14 protein-coding genes and 1 tRNA gene are annotated in these 16,419 nt (G+C 65.6%); 5 read left to right on the top strand and 10 right to left on the bottom strand.

Annotated features, from left to right (window positions below; genetic code table 11):
- The first annotated feature begins 33 nt into the window (after nucleotides 1-33).
- The 4 genes from mreC to rodA all read left to right on the top strand — a co-directional run bounded on the left by mreC (nucleotide 34) and on the right by rodA (nucleotide 5,455).
- Nucleotides 34-1,176 (top strand): rod shape-determining protein MreC, encoded by a 1,143-nt coding sequence (gene mreC, locus L0U83_RS00185; protein ID WP_233878867.1) that lies wholly within the window; start codon nucleotides 34-36, stop codon nucleotides 1,174-1,176.
- Nucleotides 1,176-1,688, top strand: coding sequence for a rod shape-determining protein MreD (gene mreD / locus L0U83_RS00180; RefSeq protein WP_233878866.1), 513 nt, complete (start codon nucleotides 1,176-1,178; stop codon nucleotides 1,686-1,688). The genes mreC and mreD overlap by 1 nt, the downstream gene beginning before the upstream one ends.
- A 98-nt stretch (nucleotides 1,689-1,786) precedes the next feature.
- The gene (mrdA, locus tag L0U83_RS00175; protein ID WP_233878865.1) at nucleotides 1,787-4,279 is read left to right on the top strand and encodes a penicillin-binding protein 2; all 2,493 of its coding nucleotides are present in this window, start codon (nucleotides 1,787-1,789) and stop codon (nucleotides 4,277-4,279) included.
- 9 nt (nucleotides 4,280-4,288) lie between these two features.
- A complete protein-coding gene (gene rodA, locus L0U83_RS00170) occupies nucleotides 4,289-5,455 on the top strand; it encodes a rod shape-determining protein RodA (protein WP_158756648.1) in 1,167 nt (388 codons plus the stop codon).
- A gap of 98 nt (nucleotides 5,456-5,553) precedes the next feature.
- On the opposite strand, the gene L0U83_RS00165 is transcribed toward rodA, so the two are convergent.
- From L0U83_RS00165 to rsmB, 10 genes are all read right to left on the bottom strand, one after another.
- Entirely contained in the window at nucleotides 5,554-6,204 is a 651-nt protein-coding gene (locus L0U83_RS00165) for a tetratricopeptide repeat protein (protein WP_233883586.1), read from the bottom strand.
- 74 nt (nucleotides 6,205-6,278) lie between these two features.
- Nucleotides 6,279-7,061, bottom strand: coding sequence for an HpcH/HpaI aldolase family protein (locus L0U83_RS00160; protein ID WP_233878864.1), 783 nt, complete (start codon nucleotides 7,059-7,061; stop codon nucleotides 6,279-6,281).
- Between the two features lie 247 nt (nucleotides 7,062-7,308).
- Nucleotides 7,309-7,752 carry a 6-carboxytetrahydropterin synthase QueD gene (gene queD / locus L0U83_RS00155; RefSeq protein ID WP_028203213.1) on the bottom strand — a complete coding sequence of 148 codons (444 nt, stop codon included), beginning with the start codon at nucleotides 7,750-7,752 and terminating at the stop codon, nucleotides 7,309-7,311.
- 31 nt (nucleotides 7,753-7,783) lie between these two features.
- Nucleotides 7,784-8,416 (bottom strand): 7-carboxy-7-deazaguanine synthase, encoded by a 633-nt coding sequence (queE, locus tag L0U83_RS00150; RefSeq protein ID WP_233878863.1) that lies wholly within the window; start codon nucleotides 8,414-8,416, stop codon nucleotides 7,784-7,786.
- Between the two features lie 152 nt (nucleotides 8,417-8,568).
- Nucleotides 8,569-9,300, bottom strand: a complete 732-nt coding sequence (queC, locus tag L0U83_RS00145; protein WP_233878862.1) for a 7-cyano-7-deazaguanine synthase QueC — start codon at nucleotides 9,298-9,300, stop codon at nucleotides 8,569-8,571.
- 259 nt (nucleotides 9,301-9,559) lie between these two features.
- Nucleotides 9,560-9,635 (bottom strand) — tRNA-Phe (locus L0U83_RS00140).
- Nucleotides 9,636-9,730: 95 nt separating this feature from the next.
- Nucleotides 9,731-10,435, bottom strand: coding sequence for a response regulator transcription factor EsaR (esaR, locus tag L0U83_RS00135; RefSeq protein ID WP_233878861.1), 705 nt, complete (start codon nucleotides 10,433-10,435; stop codon nucleotides 9,731-9,733).
- Entirely contained in the window at nucleotides 10,436-12,856 is a 2,421-nt protein-coding gene (locus tag L0U83_RS00130) for a sensor histidine kinase (RefSeq protein WP_233878860.1), read from the bottom strand.
- The gene (locus tag L0U83_RS00125; RefSeq protein ID WP_233878859.1) at nucleotides 12,846-13,439 is read right to left on the bottom strand and encodes a DUF4390 domain-containing protein; all 594 of its coding nucleotides are present in this window, start codon (nucleotides 13,437-13,439) and stop codon (nucleotides 12,846-12,848) included. The genes L0U83_RS00130 and L0U83_RS00125 overlap by 11 nt, the downstream gene beginning before the upstream one ends.
- Entirely contained in the window at nucleotides 13,436-14,950 is a 1,515-nt protein-coding gene (gene rsmB / locus L0U83_RS00120) for a 16S rRNA (cytosine(967)-C(5))-methyltransferase RsmB (RefSeq protein WP_233878858.1), read from the bottom strand. The genes L0U83_RS00125 and rsmB overlap by 4 nt, the downstream gene beginning before the upstream one ends.
- Nucleotides 14,951-15,179: 229 nt before the next feature.
- Between rsmB and L0U83_RS00115 the strand changes: the two genes are divergently transcribed.
- The gene (locus tag L0U83_RS00115) at nucleotides 15,180-16,376 is read left to right on the top strand and encodes a hypothetical protein (protein ID WP_233878857.1); all 1,197 of its coding nucleotides are present in this window, start codon (nucleotides 15,180-15,182) and stop codon (nucleotides 16,374-16,376) included.
- Nucleotides 16,377-16,419 lie beyond the last annotated feature (43 nt).

Below are 16,419 nucleotides of genomic sequence, written 5' to 3'. Positions count from 1 at the left end.
TTCACCGAACCGCACACGCCCCCGGCGCCGACCATGGAATACAGTCCGCCGCCCCTCTTTAAACAGGGCCCATCGGCACTCGCACGGCTGATCTTCTTCGTCGTGCTGTCGCTCGCACTCCTCGTCTCCGACGCGCGCTTCAAGACGCTCGAGGTCGTGCGCGGCGTGCTCGGCGCGGGCTTGTACCCGCTGCAACGCGCGGCCCTCGTGCCGCGCGACTTCTTTATGGGCGCCGCTGATCTGGCCGTGACGAGTTCCACGCTGCGCACCGAGAACACGCAACTGCACGTGCGCAATCTCCAGCTTTCGCAGCAGGCCAACGCGGCCGCTTCGCTCGCAGCCGAAAACGCGCACCTGCGCGCGCTGCTGCAGCTCTCGCAGCGCATTGGCGCGCAAACCACGCCTGCTGACATCCAGTACGACACGCGCGACCCGTTCACGCAGAAGGTCGTGATCGGCGGCGGTTCGCAGCAGGGTATCCAGAACGGCTCGCCGGTATTGAGCGAGGACGGCGTGATCGGCCAGGTCACGCGCGTGTTCCCCATGCAGTCCGAAGTCACACTCGTCACCGATAAAGACCAGGCGGTGCCGGTCGAAGTCGTGCGCACGGGCCTTCGCAGCGTGATCTACGGCACGGCGAAGGGCGACCTGCTCGATCTGCGCTTCGTGCCGATCAGCGCCGATCTGCAAGTGGGCGATGAACTGGTGACGAGCGGACTCGACGGCGTATATCCGCAAGGGCTGCCAGTCGCGAAGGTGCTGCGCGTGGACAAGCAGGCCGATACGGCATTCGCACGCGTGGTCTGCCTGCCGCTCGCCGCCGTGCGCGGGGCGCGCCAGGTGCTCGTGCTGCACTACGTCCCGCAGGTGCCGCCCAACCCGATCGCCGCCGAAGAGGCCGCGGCAGCCGCCGAAGCGAAGGACGCGAAGAAGAAGCCCGCCAAGGCCGCAGACAAGAAGGGCGACAAGAAAGCCGACGACGCGAAGGCGAAGCCCGCCGCAGCGGCAGGCGCGTCGGGCGCTACGGCACCGGCCGCCCCCGCGCAGCAGGCGAAGCCTGGAGCAAACGCAGCAGCCGCCGACAAGAAGCCGGCGGATAAAAAGCAGCCCGAGAAAAGGCCCAAGGAGAGCCTGCGGGAAGAGGCAGCGAAGGCCGTCGAGCAAGGGGGCCATTGATGCCGCGTCCGCAATACATTCTCCAGCCGGTCAATCCGTACTTCATCGTTTTCAGCCTTGCGGCGGCGTTCCTGTTGAACCTGCTGCCTTGGGGCAAACTGCCCGGCGTACCGGATTTCGTCGCGCTCGTGCTGGTGTTCTGGAACATTCACCAGCCGCGCAAGGTCGGCATGGGCGTCGCGTTCTTCCTAGGGCTCCTCATGGACGTCCACAACGCGAACCTGCTGGGCGAGCACGCGCTCGCGTACACGCTGCTTTCGTTTGGCGCGATCACCATCCACCGCCGCGTGCTGTGGATGTCGATCGGCTTGCAGATGTTCGCCGTCATGCCCATGCTGGTCGGCGCGCAGGTCGTGCCGTTCGTGATCCGCCTGCTGATGGGCGCTGCGTTTCCTGGCTGGGGTTACCTCGTCAGCGGGTTCGTCGAGGCCATCCTCTGGCCGGTCGCGAGCGTGCTGTTGCTCCTGCCGCAGCGCCGCCCCGTCGATCCCGACGATACCCGGCCCATTTGAGCGGCGCGCTCGCCGCTGGAAGACTCGCTTGACTACCTCTTACGCACCCCGGCCCGCTGTTCCCCGCGATTGGAACAGCGGGGCCTGGGTCTGACAGCATGACCGAATTCAAGGACACCCAGCAGCAGCTCACGAAGTTCCGCCTGCGCGTCGCGGCGGCGGGGCTGTTCGTGTTCGTCTGCTTCGGGCTGATCGCGCTCCGTTTCCTCTATCTGCAGGTCTGGAACCACAGCAAGTACTCGCTGCAGGCGGACGAAAACCGCATTTCCGTCGCGCCCATCGTGCCGAACCGCGGGATCATCACGGACCGCAACGGCGTCGTGCTCGCGAAGAACTATTCCGCGTACACGCTCGAAATCACGCCCTCGAAGCTCACCGACACGCTCGACAACACGATCGACGAGCTTTCGACCGTGATCCCGATCGATGCGCGCGACCGCCGCCGCTTCAAGAAGCTGCTCGAAGACTCGAAGAACTTCGAGAGCCTGCCGATCCGCACGCGCCTGACCGACGACGAAGTCGCGCGCTTCACCGCCCAGCGCTTCCGCTTCCCCGGCGTGGAGGTACGCGCACGCCTGTTCCGCCAGTACCCGCTTGGCCCAACGGCTGCACACGTGATCGGCTATATCGGCCGTATTTCGCAGCGCGACCAGGAGCGCATCGACGATCTCTCCGACAAGAACGACAGCGATCCCGAGCACTACGATCCGCGTCTCGATGCGAACAACTACAACGGCACCGACTACATCGGCAAGATCGGCGTCGAGCAAAGCTACGAAACCGAGTTGCATGGCCTGACGGGCTTCGAGGAAGTGGAAGTGACGGCAGGCGGCCGCCCCGTGCGCACGCTCTCGCGCACGCAGGCTACGCCCGGCAACAACCTCGTGCTGTCGATCGACATCGCTCTGCAGCAGGTCGCCGAGCAGGCGTTCGCGGGCAAGCGCGGTGCGCTTGTGGCGATCGAGCCTTCCACGGGCGACATTCTCGCGTTCGTCTCCGCGCCGAGCTTCGACCCGAACTCGTTCGTGGATGGCATCGACCAGCAAACCTGGGACGAGCTCAACAACTCGCCCGATCACCCGCTGCTGAACCGTCCGCTGCACGGCACCTACCCGCCGGGCTCGACCTACAAGCCGTTCATGGCGCTCGCCGCGCTCACGCTGCACAAGCGCACGCCGCAGTGGGGCTTCTCGGACCCCGGCTACTACATGTTCGGCGGCCACCGCTTCAACAACGACGTGCGCTCGGGCCAGGGCTGGGTCGACATGAACCGCGCGATCATGGTGTCGAACGACACCTACTTCTTCATGCTCGCGCACGACCTGGGCGTGGACAACATCGCGAACTTCATGAAGCCGCTCGGCTTCGGCCAGCTCACCGGTATCGATATCGCGGGCGAGGCGCGCGGCATCCTGCCCTCGACCGAATGGAAGCGCAAGGCGTACCGCAAGCCCGAGCAGCAGAGGTGGTACGAGGGCGAGACGATCAGCCTTGGCATCGGTCAGGGCTACAACTCGTTCACGATCCTGCAGCTCGCGCACGCCACGGCCACGCTCGCCGACAACGGCATTCTGATGAAGCCCCACCTCGTGAAGGAGATCGAAAATCCGATCACGAAGCAGGAGCGACTCACGGTGCCGAGCGAAAGCGGCCGCCTGAACGTCAGCCAGGCCGACATCGACGTCGTGAAGCGCGGCATGGAAAACGTGACGATGAATCAGTCGGGCACGGCCTTTCAGGTGTTCCGCAATGCGCCCTACACCTCGGCGGGCAAGACCGGCACGGCACAGGTGTTCTCGCTGCAGGGCGGCAAGTACAAGGCGCATGCGCTCGCCGAGAATCTGCGCGACCACGCGCTCTTCATCGCGTTCGCACCGGCCGAGAAGCCGCAGATCGCCATCGCGCTGATCGTCGAAAACGGCGGCTGGGGCGCGCAGGCCGCAGGCCCGATCGCACGCCGCGTGCTCGACTACTACCTCGTCGACCGCCTGAAGCCGGGCGTCGTGCAGGCGGCCGTGGCTGCGGCGGCTTCGGCCACGGAGGATGCGTCCGCGCCCGTGATCGGCGCGCCGCCCGAGACGGCGTCCGGCGCGGCTTCGGGTGCAGCGCCCGGCGCGGCTTCGAGCACGCCCGCGACGCCCGTCGTGCAGCCTGTCAGGATCGCCGCCGGCTTCACACCGCTGCCGATTCCCGGCGCGGCATCTGCGGCAGAGGCGGCTTCGGCTTCGGCTGCGGCTGCGGCTGCCGCCTCGGGCGCGGTTGCAGCGGGTCCGGCTTCGGCCTCCACTGCCAGTCCAGCTTCGGCCTCCGCTGCGGCGGCGCGGCCCTCGCCCGCCAGCAGCGCAGCCGGCAAGACTCGCAAGCCCCGCCAGAACGTCAGCCCTGATGCGAGCGCTGCAACCGACGCCGTGAACGGCGGCACCGCCAGCGCGGACGGCAAGCCCGATACGGGCGCCGGCCGCCCCGCGCCCGCCTCCGTGCCCCGCCACTTCGGCCCTGGCCCCCATCGCCCGCGCCGCCCCGCCAGCGCGAGCGACGCGGCCACGCTCGCACCGCCGCCCAAGCCCGCAACGGGCGGCATCGACGAGTAAGGAGTCACCATGCCTTTCTTCCAGCTCGACAAGATCGACAAGCGCGCCGTGCTCGACACGCTGCGCAAGATGTTCCTCGGCTTCGACCGGCCGCTCGCGCTCACCGTGTTCCTGCTGCTGTGCGTGGGCATCGTCACGCTGTACAGCGCGAGCCTCGACGTGCCGGGCCGCGTAGAGGACCAGCTGCGCAACATCATGCTCACCTTCGTGCTGATGTGGGCGCTCGCCAATGTGCCGCCCAACACGCTCATGCGCTTCGCAGTGCCGATCTATACCTTCGGCATCGCGTTACTGATTGCCGTCGCGCTATTCGGCCTCACGCGCAAGGGCGCGAAGCGCTGGATCAACGTGGGTGTGGTGATTCAGCCCTCGGAAATCCTCAAGATCGCCACGCCGCTCATGCTCGCGTGGTACTACCAGCGCCGCGAAGGCGTGATGCGCTGGTACGACTTCGTCGTCGGCTTCGTGATTCTGCTCGTGCCGGTCGGCCTGATCGCCAAGCAGCCCGATCTCGGCACCGCCGTGCTCGTGTTCGCGTCGGGCCTCTTCGTCATCTATTTCGCGGGGCTCTCGTTCAAGCTGATCGTGCCGGTGCTGATCGCGGGCGTGATCGCGGTGGCGTCGATCGCGGCGTTCCAGGACAAGATCTGTCAGCCGCAGGTGAACTGGCCGCTCATGCACGACTACCAGAAGCACCGCATCTGCACGCTGCTCGACCCCACGTCCGATCCGCTCGGCAAGGGCTTCCACACCATCCAGGCGGTGATCGCGATTGGCTCGGGCGGCCCGCTCGGCAAGGGCTGGCTGAAGGGTACGCAGTCGCATCTGGAATTCATCCCCGAAAAGCACACCGACTTCATCTTCGCGGTGTTCTCCGAGGAGTTCGGCATGGCGGGCGGCCTCGTGCTGCTCACGCTCTATATGTGTTTGATTGCGCGTGGGCTGTATATCGCCGCGAATGGCGCGACGCTCTTCGGGCGATTACTGGCCGGATCGCTCACGATGGCGTTCTTCACCTACGCGTTCGTCAACATCGGCATGGTGAGCGGCATCTTGCCCGTGGTCGGCGTGCCGCTGCCGTTCATGAGCTATGGCGGTACGGCGCTCACCACGCTCGGCGTGGCGATCGGGCTCATCATGAGCGTGGGACGCCAGAAGCGGCTGATGCAGAGTTGAGGGCACGGTGCGCGGTTTGTGCGCGCTCGATCGATGAAGCAAAAAAACGCGCCGGCATTGTCCGGCGCGTTTTCGTTTCAGCGGTCGCTTTCTGGCGCTTACTGCGTGGGCGCCGACTTCATTAGTTGCGCGCTCAACTGCTGGTACTTCAGCCGCGCCACGGGATCGCCCTGCGCCGCCGCAGCCGCATAGTACGCACGCGCGACGTTGAGGTTCTTCGGCACTCCGTCGCCTCCGCGCTCATAGAACGAGCCGGTCACGTACTGCGCCGTCATGTCGCCGCCCTCGGCGGCCTTCTTGTACCAGTAGAACGCCTGCTTGTTGTCCCGCGTGGTCCCGCGCCCGTCCAGGTACTGATTCGCGAGCGCAAGCTCCGCCTGCACATGGCCCTGCTTCGCCGCCTTGAGGAACCACTGATGCGCCTGTACCGGATCGCGCTCGACGAAGTCGCCGTCGTCGTACATCTTGCCGTACACGTACTGTGCGTGCGACATGTTCGCGTCCGCCGCCTTGCGCAGCCACTTGCGGCCCTCGCCCACGTCGGCGGCCCCGCCCTCGCCGTTCACCAGCATCATCGCGTAGTTGAACTCCGCCAGCCGGTTGCCGCGCTCGGCCGCCGCCTGGAACTCGGCGCGCGCCGCGCTGAGATTGCCCGCGTTGTAGTCGGCAACAGCGTTGGCCGTTTGCGGATCGGATTCGGCGCCAGCGGTGGCGCTAGCGCCGTCCGCTGCTGCTGCGACGGCGCTCATGCCGAGCGCCGCGCCCGCCAGACAGCCGATGGCGGCCGCACGCACAAGCCGTCCAAAAAGCGCTTTCGGACGCTTCATGATCTCGCCTCCTGGAGCGCCTGGCGCGTCGCGCGCACGAGCCATATCACGTCGGCGGCAAGGGCGATGAAGCTGAAGCCCATTTCGCGATACTGCCTGGCGGCGGCCGCATCCATCGCGAAAATGCCCGCCGCCACACCCGCTTCGCGCGCGACCGCGACGATGCGCTGCACGGCGGCGACCACGTCCGGATGCTTCGAGTCGCCGAGATGGCCAAGGCTCGCTGCGAGATCGGCAGGCCCCACGAACAGGCAGTCGACGCCCGGCACCCTCGCGATCTTCTCGACTTCGGCCAGCGCCGCCGCCGACTCGATCTGCACGATCGTCGCGATCTGCGCATTCGCGCCCTGAAGGTAGTCGCGCCGCATGCCGTAGGCCGCCGCGCGCACCACGCCCGCCACGCCGCGCTGGCCGCCGGGCGTGCGCGCATCGGGGTACTGCGTGAGGCTCACTGCGCGCGCGGCTTCTTCAGCCGACGCCACGTTGGGGAACATCACCGTGCGCGCGCCCGCGTCGAGCACATGCTTCACGAGCCACGGCTCGCTATCGGGTAGACGCACGACGGGCTCGGTGGGCAAATGCGCGGCGGCAATCGCGCGCAGTTGGGCGATCGTGTCGGCGCTGTCGTTCGGGGTGTGCTCCATGTCGATCAGCAGCCAGTCGAAGCCGGCGTGCGCGAGCGCCTCGGCGGCGGTTTCGCTGCCCATCGAAAGCCATAGACCGAATAGCGGGTCTGCCTCCTTGAGGCGTTCCTTGAGGGGATTGGTGAAGGTGCTCATCGCCGTGCTCCCGGCGAGGCTGCGGGGCGCGCGCGAGGCGCGGGCGGTTATCGCCCGGCAGTGCGGCAGCCGGCAGGTCTCGCTCCGTTATGTGTTTGTCGGGCCGCACGCGGAGATGCGCAGGCCTTGCGGCAATGATCATACCGCGACAAAAATTTGCCGGTCGGCACGGAAAACCCGCCTTGCGCGGGTCGTCGGAGCGAGGGTGAGGCGGCGGGTGAGACGACTGAGGCGGAGCTTTCGGGCGTCAGTCGCGCGTGACTTCGGCCCAGCAGTTCGGCGTCTCGTACAGGCGCAGCTTGTGCAGGCGCAGATTCACGCCGTAGTGCGCGTCGTACACGTTCGCGAGAATGTCGAACGCGATGGCCGCGAGGTTCTCCACGGTCGGAATACGGTCGATCACGACGGTCTTGTGGCCCGGCAGCGTTTCGAGAAAACCGCGCACCTGCGTATCGCCCGCGAAGACGAGGAACGCGTGGTCCCACAGATCGACGAGATGCTGGTTCGCGAGCGACTTCACGTCAGCAAAGTCCATCACCATGCCGCGGTCGGGCGCGCCTTCCGTTTCGACGAGGTCGCCTTCCAGCGTGATTTCGAGCACGTAGCGGTGGCCGTGCAGGTTGCGGCACTGGCTGCGGTGGTCGGGGATGCGGTGGCCCGCGTCGAATTCGAGTTTTCGGGTGATCGTCAGCACGGCGCTTCTTCAGAAAAATTCGCGTGAATCAGGGAATGTTCAGGTATTTGTGGGTCTGCATCGACAGGCGCCACTGCGGATGGCGCTTGCACCAGTCGATAGCGAGCTTCGTGTTCAGGTCGCGCGACGGGCCGTCCATGGGCTGCACGAGAAAATACTCGAAATCGAGCTTTGCGTAGTCGGCGAGGCGCTGATTCTCCTGCGGCACGACGACCTTCAACTCGTTGCCCTTCGTGACGACGAGCGGCGCGTCGGCCTTTGGGCTCACGCAAATCCAGTCGATGGTTTCGAGCACCGGCAGCGAGCCGTTCGTTTCGATCGCGATCTCGAAGCCGGCGGCGTGCAGCGCGTCGACGAACGGCTGGTCGATCTGCAGCATCGGCTCGCCGCCCGTGCAAACCACGAAGCGGTTGCCCTCGCCTTCGGGCCACAGCGATGCGATCTTCGCGACGAGTTCTTCAGGCGTGCGGAATTTGCCGCCGTTCTCGCCATCGGTGCCGACGAAGTCGGTGTCGCAGAAGCGGCAAACCGCTTCGGCGCGATCTTCCTCGCGGCCCGACCAGAGATTGCAGCCGGCGAACCGGCAGAACACGGCCGGACGCCCGGCGTTCGCGCCCTCGCCCTGCAACGTGTAGAAAATTTCCTTTACCGCGTAAGTCATCGTGCAGCCTGGTTCTGGCTCATCGGCGCGAGGCGCGCGCAAAGCCGGTTGGTCTCGGGCGCGGATTCAACCTGCTGGCAGGGCGCGCCGCCCGTGCGCGGCCCTGAGCATTTTCATGGCGGAAGTCGTTGTGCGTGGCCCGGGGCTTACGCTCAGGCCGGCGCTTCCGTCACGTTCTCGCCAGCGAGATACGCTTCATACCCGCGCTTGCGCAACTTGCACGCCGGGCACTCGCCGCAGCCGAAGCCCCATGCGTGAAGCTCGGCGCGCTCGCCCAGGTAGCAGGTGTGCGTTTCCACGCGCACCATGTCCACCAGCGCTTCGCCGCCCAGCTTTTCGGCGAGCCGCCATGTGTCGGCCTTGTCGAGCCACATGAGCGGCGTCTCCAGCACGAAGCGCGTGTCCATGCCGAGATTGAGCGTCACCTGCAGCGCCTTCATGGTGTCGTCGCGGCAGTCGGGGTAGCCCGAGAAGTCGGTTTCGCACATCCCGCCCACGAGCACCTTGAGCCCGCGACGATAAGCGATCGCCGCGGCGATCTGCATGAACATCAGGTTGCGGCCCGGCACAAAGGTGTTCGGCAAGCCGCTCGCCGCCGTTTCGATCTCGATCTCGCGCGTCATGGCGGTGTCGCTAATCGAGCCGAGCACCGAGAGATCGATCATGTGATCGTCGCCGAGGCGTGCGCCCCACTCGGGGAACGTACTGGCGATCGCCGCGCGAAAGCCTTCGCGGCACTCCAGTTCGACGCGATGACGCTGGCCGTAATCGAAGCCGAGCGTCTCGACGCTCTCATAGCGGTCGAGCGCCCACGCGAGGCACGTGGCCGAATCCTGGCCGCCGGAAAACAGTACTAGCGCGCCCTTGGCTTCTGTTCGAGTCACCGTGAAACTCCGTGTATGAGGTTTCCGCCCGAATGCTTTCGTTGCGTGCCTGTGTTGCTCGCTTTTGTTGCGTAAAGCGCCCGGGCGGACCGGCAGGGACAACCCCCGCGCTGGCTCATGCAGTATAGGCCGGGGCCCCTGAACGGGCATCGGCGCACCCTTATACCCTGGATACCGTCGACGTCTGGCATTCGAACCGCAAGACAACGAGTACAACGAAAAAGCCCCAGGAATCGAACGATCTCCTGGGGCTGCATTCTGGTGGCCTGGGACGGAATCGAACCATCGACACGCGGATTTTCAATCCGCTGCTCTACCAACTGAGCTACCGGGCCAACGAAGAAAAAAGATTATAGCGATGAATGTGACGTTTGCCAAGTGGCTTTCGCAAAATTTGCTGAGCCTCGCCGCGCCACTCGCTTTGACATCCTCACTCGCCCTTGCTCTTGCCGAGGTCCACGCCGAGTTGCTTGAGCTTGCGATACAGGTGCGTGCGCTCGAGCCCCGTTTTTTCGGCCACGCGCGTCATGCTGCCGTTCTCGCGCGCGAGGTGGTACTCGAAGTAAGCGCGCTCGAACGCGTCGCGCGCGTCGCGCAGCGGAATGTCGAACGAGATCGAAGCCGTTTGTGTGGCCGTCGCGCCCGCCTGCATGCCATGCACGCCGTCGACGCCCAGCACCGGCAATGCCGCCGCCGAAGCCACGACCGCGGGTCCGCCCGCCGCCGATTTCCCCGCCACCGCCGATGTAGCCGGCGCGACCGGCGCCGCCGTGCCGCGCGCAAGCCCCTGCTCGACCGCCTTCAACAGCTTTTGCAGCGCGATCGGCTTTTCGAGGAAGTTGAGCGCGCCGATCTTCGTCGCCTCGACGGCGGTGTCGATAGTCGCGTGCCCCGACATCATGATGACCGGCATCGTGAGATGGCCCTGCGCGGCCCATTCCTTGAGCAGCGTCACGCCGTCGGTGTCCGGCATCCAGATATCGAGCAGCACGAGGTCCGGCACGCTGCGCTGCCGGAAGTCGCGCGCCTGCTGCGCATCTTCCGCGAGCTCCACGACGTGTCCTTCGTCGCTGAGGATCTCCGAGAGCAATTCCCGGATGCCCATTTCATCATCTACCACCAGGATGGTTGCCATTTACGCTGCCCTTGTCTGCACTGTTGCTTTTGATCCCCGCTCCGCTTCGGCACGCGCATGCCCTTCCCCGGATCGACCGGGTCCTGGCGTGGCGGCATCGTCTGCCAGCTGGAGAAAGAGAATCGAGATCTGCGCGCCTTCGATCACATCGCCCGCTCTCATTCGATTGCGGATGTCGATGCGCGCGCCGTGCTCGTCGACGATCTTCTTGACCATCGCGAGCCCGAGTCCTGTTCCTTTGGCCTTGGTCGTCACATAGGGTTCGAACGCACGCGTGAGAATGCGCGCCGGGAAACCCGGACCGTTGTCCGAAACCGTGAGACGCACCGCCACGTGCGTACGGCCTTGCGCGTCGGGGTCTCCGTATTCTACGGCGCGGGTCTCGAGCGTCACGTGAGGATTCTGCGTGTCGGCCACCGCGTCCTGCGCGTTTTGCAGCAGGTTGTGGATCACCTGGCGCAATTGCGTGGCATCGCCCCGTATGACCGGCAAGTCGGAGAGCTCGACCTTGATCGCGCTCTTGCCCTCTCCCACACCATAGAGCGTGAGCACTTCGCTCACGAGTTCATTGAGCTGCAGGTTCGCGAGCACCGCAGGCGGCGTGCGCGCGTAGTCGCGGAAGTTGTCGACCATCTGCTTCATCGCCGCGACCTGATTGACGATGGTGGTCGCGCCGCGCTTGAGCACTTCGGCGTCCGTTGGCGCGAGCTTGTCGGAGAGCTTCATCTGCAGGCGTTCGGCCGAGAGCTGAATCGGCGTGAGCGGATTCTTGATCTCGTGCGCAAGACGCCGCGCGACTTCGCCCCACGCCACCGAGCGCTGCGCCGAAATCACGTCGGAGATGTCGTCGAACACCACGACGTAGCCCGAGGTCTGCATGTCGCCCGCGTCGCGGCCCGTATCGGATACGAGGCGCGCGCCGCGCACGAGCAGCGTGAGCGGATCGGTCTCGCCCGGCATTGGCACGGAAAACTGCTGCTGCCAATGGCCGCGTTCGTGATCGCCATCGCCGCGTGAGGCTTCCTGATCGGCGAAGGCCTTGCGCACCATGGCGCCGAACTCCGTGAGCGCACCGATATGATCGAGCGCGACCCCGAGCTGCGTCTGGAACGGCTGCCGGAAGATGCGCTCCGCGCCGGGGTTCGCCGTCGTGAGGCGGAATTGCCGGTCGAACACGAACACGCCCGCCGTCAGGTTCGCGAGGATGCTCTCGAGATACGCTTTCGAATGCTCGAGCGCGATGCGGTTCTTCTCCACCGCCTGGCGCGCTTCGGAAAGCTGGCGTGTCATCGCGTTGAACGACTGGGTGAGGAAGCCCAGCTCGTCGCGCGACTTGATCTCGCGCTTGGGCGTGTAGTCGCCCTCGGTCACTTCCTTCGTGCCCTGCGCGAGCAGGAAGAGCGGTCTTGCAAGCTGGTTGCCGAGCGCGAGCGCCAGCATCATCGCGACGAAGGTGGCGAGAAAGAGCGCGAGCGTGAGCGTGCCGATATACATCTTGCGAAGGCCCGTGCGGCCAAGCGCCTTCTCCTGATATTCGCGATATGCGCGCTGCACGGCGTCGGCGTTACGCGCGAGCGCGGCCGGCACCGGCTGCTCCAGTTGCAGGAAACGCTCGACCGGCTGCAGATCCGTCGTATTCGCGTCGGGAATGCGCGTGAGCACGCGCAATCGCAGCGCGCCCTTCGAACCAAGCTGATGCGGATCGCCGTCCACTTCGCCTTCGATCGCCGCATAGCCGCGCCCGCGCGCCTGATCGAGCATGAGCGACGTAGGCATATCGGCGGGCATGAGCGACGAGAAGTTGCTCGACGCCTGCGCCACCACGTGCATTTCCGGCGCCGCGCCCGACATGCTGCGCACCGGCTCGACGATCATCGCGTCCTGCACGCCGAACTGGTCGCGCGCGCGCAGGAGCGTGAGCGTCGTGCCCGCGGCGTCGCCGCTCGCGATCTGCTCGGCCATGAGACGGCCCTTGGTTTGCAGATCGGACAGTGATGCGTCGAGCATGCCGCGCCCGAGATTCAGGCCTGCCGTGAGCGCGGTTTCCACGTTCACGTCGAACCAGGACTCGATCGAGCGCGAGACGAACTGATAAGAAACGATATAGATGATGCCGCCCGGCACCACGCCCACGAGCGCGAAGAAGAACGCGAGCTTCGCGAGCAGCCGCGTGCCGAACTTGCCGCGTCTCAGGCGCACGACGATCACGATCATCAGCGCCGTGACCACCGACAGGAAGATCAGCGCGACGACGATATTGGCCGCGTAGAGCCAGCCGTAGTAGCGGTCGAAGAACTCAGTGTTCGCGCTCGCCGCGGCGAGCAGGACGAGCAGCAGCGTCGCGGTGAACGCGACGGTGGAAACGAGCAGCTTGACGACGACGCTGCTGAAGCTGGTGGCGCGGCGCACTTTATTTAGCACGTTCGGTCACCGTGAAGTTGAAGCGCTTCCAGTCGGAAGCGAGATTCCAGTCGCGGTTGTTCACGGCGTCGATCTGGAACGGCTTGGGCATCAGCGCGACGTCGAGTTGCATGCGCACTGACGCCGTGTACGTTTCGCCCGCATGCACGTCGTTGCGGTCGATCACGTGCCACGAGGTGACGTGCTTGATGACCGCGAGCGCGTCCGCGAGCGTCGAGAAGCCGAGCTGCAGGCCGCCGCTTGAGACGCGGTACTCGCGCGTGAGCGGCTGGAACGACAGGCGAATGCTTTGCGAAACGCTCACCGGCTGTTCGTCGAACCAGTACCAGCGCGCGCGCGTCAGCTCGAAGTCGGTGGTGAAGTAAAGCGGAATGCCTTTGTTGACCGCGTCTTCCAGGCTGCTGTTGAGGTCGAAGTCGAAGCGGGCGTCGAGGCTCCAGCCGTTGTTGTCGGCCTGGAGCGACGCGCGCTGCACCGCGATCGAGTCGGCGCGCGCCGGCGCGGCGGCCACGAAGCCGACGACGGCAAGCACCAGCCAGATCAGGGCCGCGAACCGCAGCGGGAAGAAGCGTTTGATGGTCACCGTTTCTGAAAGCGCGCGTAGAAGAATCCGTCGTGATCTGCGGTGCGATCGGGAACGGGGCAGTCGGTTGCCGTCACTTCGGCCTTTGCATCGGCATCGTGCCGCGCCTCGTTGGCAGCGCCGCATTCTGGCCCCCGGGCCGGCGCGCCGAACGCCTCGGGCAGCAGTTGCCCCGGGGCGTCCAATCGTACCGCATCCGCATGGGTGCTTTCAAACCAGCGCGCCTGCGCCTCGCCTTCCTCGGGGAAGATCGAACAGGTCACGTAGAGCAGTTCGCCGCCCGGCTTCACGAGCGGCCACAGCGCATCGACGATGCGGCGCTGCTCGGCGGCAAGCGCCGCGATGTCGCTCTCGCGGCGCAGCCAGCGGATGTCCGGATGGCGGCGCACGATGCCCGAGGCCGAGCAGGGCACGTCGGCGAGGATGCGATCGAACAGCTCGCCGTCGTGCCACGCGGCGGGATTGCCCGCGTCTCCGACCAAGATCTTTGCGTGGCGCGACGCATGCGTGGGATCGTCTTGCGCGAAACCAAGGCGCGCGAAGTTCTCGCCGATGCGCGCGGCGCGTGCGGCGTCGCTCTCCAGCGCGATCAGGTCGATGTCGGCAAGCTCGAGCAGATGGCCGCTCTTGCCGCCAGGCGCCGCGCATGCGTCGAGCACACGCATGCCGTCGCGCACGTCGAGGATTTGCGCAGCCACTTGCGCACCGGCGTCCTGCACGGACACGTCGCCCGCGAGAAACCCAGGAATGCGATCCACGGGCAGCGGCGCGGCAAGGCGCACGGCGTGCTCGCCGATCTGCGTGGCGGCGATGTTTTCGGCGGCGAGCCGTTGGACGTATTCGGTGGCGCTCGCACGGCGCGCGTTCACGCGCAGCGTGAGCGGACCTTGCGTGTTGCCAACGGTGAGAATTTCCTGCCACTGCGTGGGCCACGCGCCACGGACCGCGTCGATCCACCAGCGCGGATAGTTCCACAGCGCGGTTTCATCAGCCTCGGCAGCGGCAAGCGCCGTGTCCCGCTCGCGCAGAAAGCCGCGCAGCACTGCATTGACAAGCCCCTTCGCGAAGGCGGTCTCGCGGCGCGCGCCCACGGCGCGCACGGCCTGATCGACGACCGTAAACGGCGTGTAGGCGGCGCTCGCCTCGTCTTGCGCGAGCAACGCCAGCGCGCAGGCCAGCAGATTCGCGACGAGCGGCGGCGGCGCCTTGCTCACGCGTTGCCGGATCAGCCAGTCGACCGTGCCGAGCCGCCGCATCGTGCGATACGCAATGTCCTGCACGGCGCCGCGCGCCTGCGTCGCGAGATCGGCAGGCAATGCGGCGAAGGCGCTCGCGAGCGCGGCGGGCAGCGCCGCACCGGCGCGCACCGCGCCGACCGCGTGTGCAGCCTGGTCGAGCGCGAAGCCGAGCGAATCAGGGGCCAGATGTACGGCGTGGCTGCGCGCCGGCGATGCGGAACGCTTTTTGCCGTCAGACGGCTTGCTGGGTCGCCGGGATAGGCTGAATGTCATGAAGAAACCGGATGCGGGCCGCGGTGAATCGCGGCGTCAATGATGCACAAGCGAGCCATTGTAGCGTGGCGAGCGCGCAACACTGCCGGCTCCGTTCGATTCGAGTCGACCGCACGGCGCGCAAGCCTGCGGCGATCAATTCGTCTGGATACATATTGGCGGATACGGACTAACGGCTCGCAGCATGATGGCGACAGAAAACGCCTCCTCCAGCTTCGTCGCGGCCATCATGAAACCACTCGGGAAGAAACTCGACTTCGCGTTCCTGGCCTTCGTTGCGATCTTTTCCGTGTACCAACAGGGACGGGGAAAGCTGTTCTCGCCCTTCTGGGACTACAAGGTGTACGCGTACGCGCTGGACCAGTTCAAGCGCGGCGCAAATCCGTATATCCCGCACGGATTTCCCTTCGTCTATCCGCCCATCTTCCTGAATCTCTTCTCGCGCATTCCATTTCACTGGCTCTATCTGGCGTTCGTAGTCGCGTCGCTGATCTATCTCGCCTGGAGCGTCCGGCACGCGAATTTCGCCGTCGCGGGTGCGCTGGGGTTTCTGACCGGCGGCGCGGGCCTGGGGGGCATCCTCACCGGAAACTTCGCGATTTTCGGTCACCTGCTGATCATTGCGCTTTTTTATGCGGCTTCGCAGGACGCGTCAGCGCGTAGTTCGCAGCACGCCTCACAGGCGATCAGCAGCGCGACGGCGAAGTATTGCGCGCTGGCTTTTTTCATCGCCCTTTTCGCCTCCATCAAGATCTATTTCCTGACGTACGCCGTCGTGTTCTTTTTTATCCCCAAGGGCATGCGCTATTTCTTCGCCGTGGCTTTGTGTGTTGCGCTCGCAACCATTGCGCAACTCGCGCTGGAACCGCGTCTGTGGAGCGACTTCGAAACGCTGCTGCGCTGGCAGATGCTCGCCCAGAACGATTCCGGGCTCGTGCTGTTCGGGATACTCGAACAGCACGTCCGCGCGCTATCGACCCTGGAAGACGTCCTGTTCTACGAAGTGGTCGTCGTGGCGCTATTCGTGTACGCGGTCAACCCGTTGCGCGGTCGGCGACTCATGGTGTCCGAAAGCGAAAGCGCACCCGGCAGGCTGTTCTATATCCTCGCCTTCTGTCTCGCGCTGAATCCGAGAATGAAGGAATACGACATCGCGCCGTTTTTCGCGTGCTGCTTCGTTTCGCTATTCCAGAGCAGCAACGGCGATAACCGGATAGATCGCGTGATCTTCTACGCCGTGCCGTTGGCGTTCATCACCGCGTGGATCGTCGCCAAGTTTGGACACGTGTACGACGTGCTCGACATGTCCTGGTTCATTGGCGTCTATTTCGTGTTCTTCGTGGTTTCCCTGCGTCAACGGGCGTTGCGGGTTTCGGCACGGACAGACGTGCAGCACTTCGACAGCGACGCCGCGGCGACGGGCTGAACAAAAAACGCCTCCGAAGAGGCGTTTTTTGCGTTGCTGCCTG

The sequence above is a fragment of the Paraburkholderia flagellata genome, assembly GCF_021390645.1.
GTDB lineage: Bacteria > Pseudomonadota > Gammaproteobacteria > Burkholderiales > Burkholderiaceae > Paraburkholderia > Paraburkholderia flagellata.
This window is presented reverse-complemented; position numbering and strand designations above follow the sequence as displayed.

Excerpts from the sequence above, each read along its gene's own strand:
- mreC (WP_233878867.1), top strand. The coding sequence starts at position 34 with ATGGAATACAGTCCGCCGCCCCTCTTTAAACAGGGCCCATCGGCACTC.
- mreD (WP_233878866.1), top strand. The coding sequence starts at position 1,176 with ATGCCGCGTCCGCAATACATTCTCCAGCCGGTCAATCCGTACTTCATC.
- mrdA (WP_233878865.1), top strand. The coding sequence starts at position 1,787 with ATGACCGAATTCAAGGACACCCAGCAGCAGCTCACGAAGTTCCGCCTG.
- rodA (WP_158756648.1), top strand. The coding sequence starts at position 4,289 with ATGCCTTTCTTCCAGCTCGACAAGATCGACAAGCGCGCCGTGCTCGAC.
- L0U83_RS00165 (WP_233883586.1), bottom strand. The coding sequence starts at position 6,204 with ATGAGCGCCGTCGCAGCAGCAGCGGACGGCGCTAGCGCCACCGCTGGC.
- L0U83_RS00160 (WP_233878864.1), bottom strand. The coding sequence starts at position 7,061 with ATGAGCACCTTCACCAATCCCCTCAAGGAACGCCTCAAGGAGGCAGAC.
- queE (WP_233878863.1), bottom strand. The coding sequence starts at position 8,416 with ATGACTTACGCGGTAAAGGAAATTTTCTACACGTTGCAGGGCGAGGGC.
- esaR (WP_233878861.1), bottom strand. The coding sequence starts at position 10,435 with ATGGCAACCATCCTGGTGGTAGATGATGAAATGGGCATCCGGGAATTG.
- rsmB (WP_233878858.1), bottom strand. The coding sequence starts at position 14,950 with ATGACATTCAGCCTATCCCGGCGACCCAGCAAGCCGTCTGACGGCAAA.
- L0U83_RS00115 (WP_233878857.1), top strand. The coding sequence starts at position 15,180 with ATGAAACCACTCGGGAAGAAACTCGACTTCGCGTTCCTGGCCTTCGTT.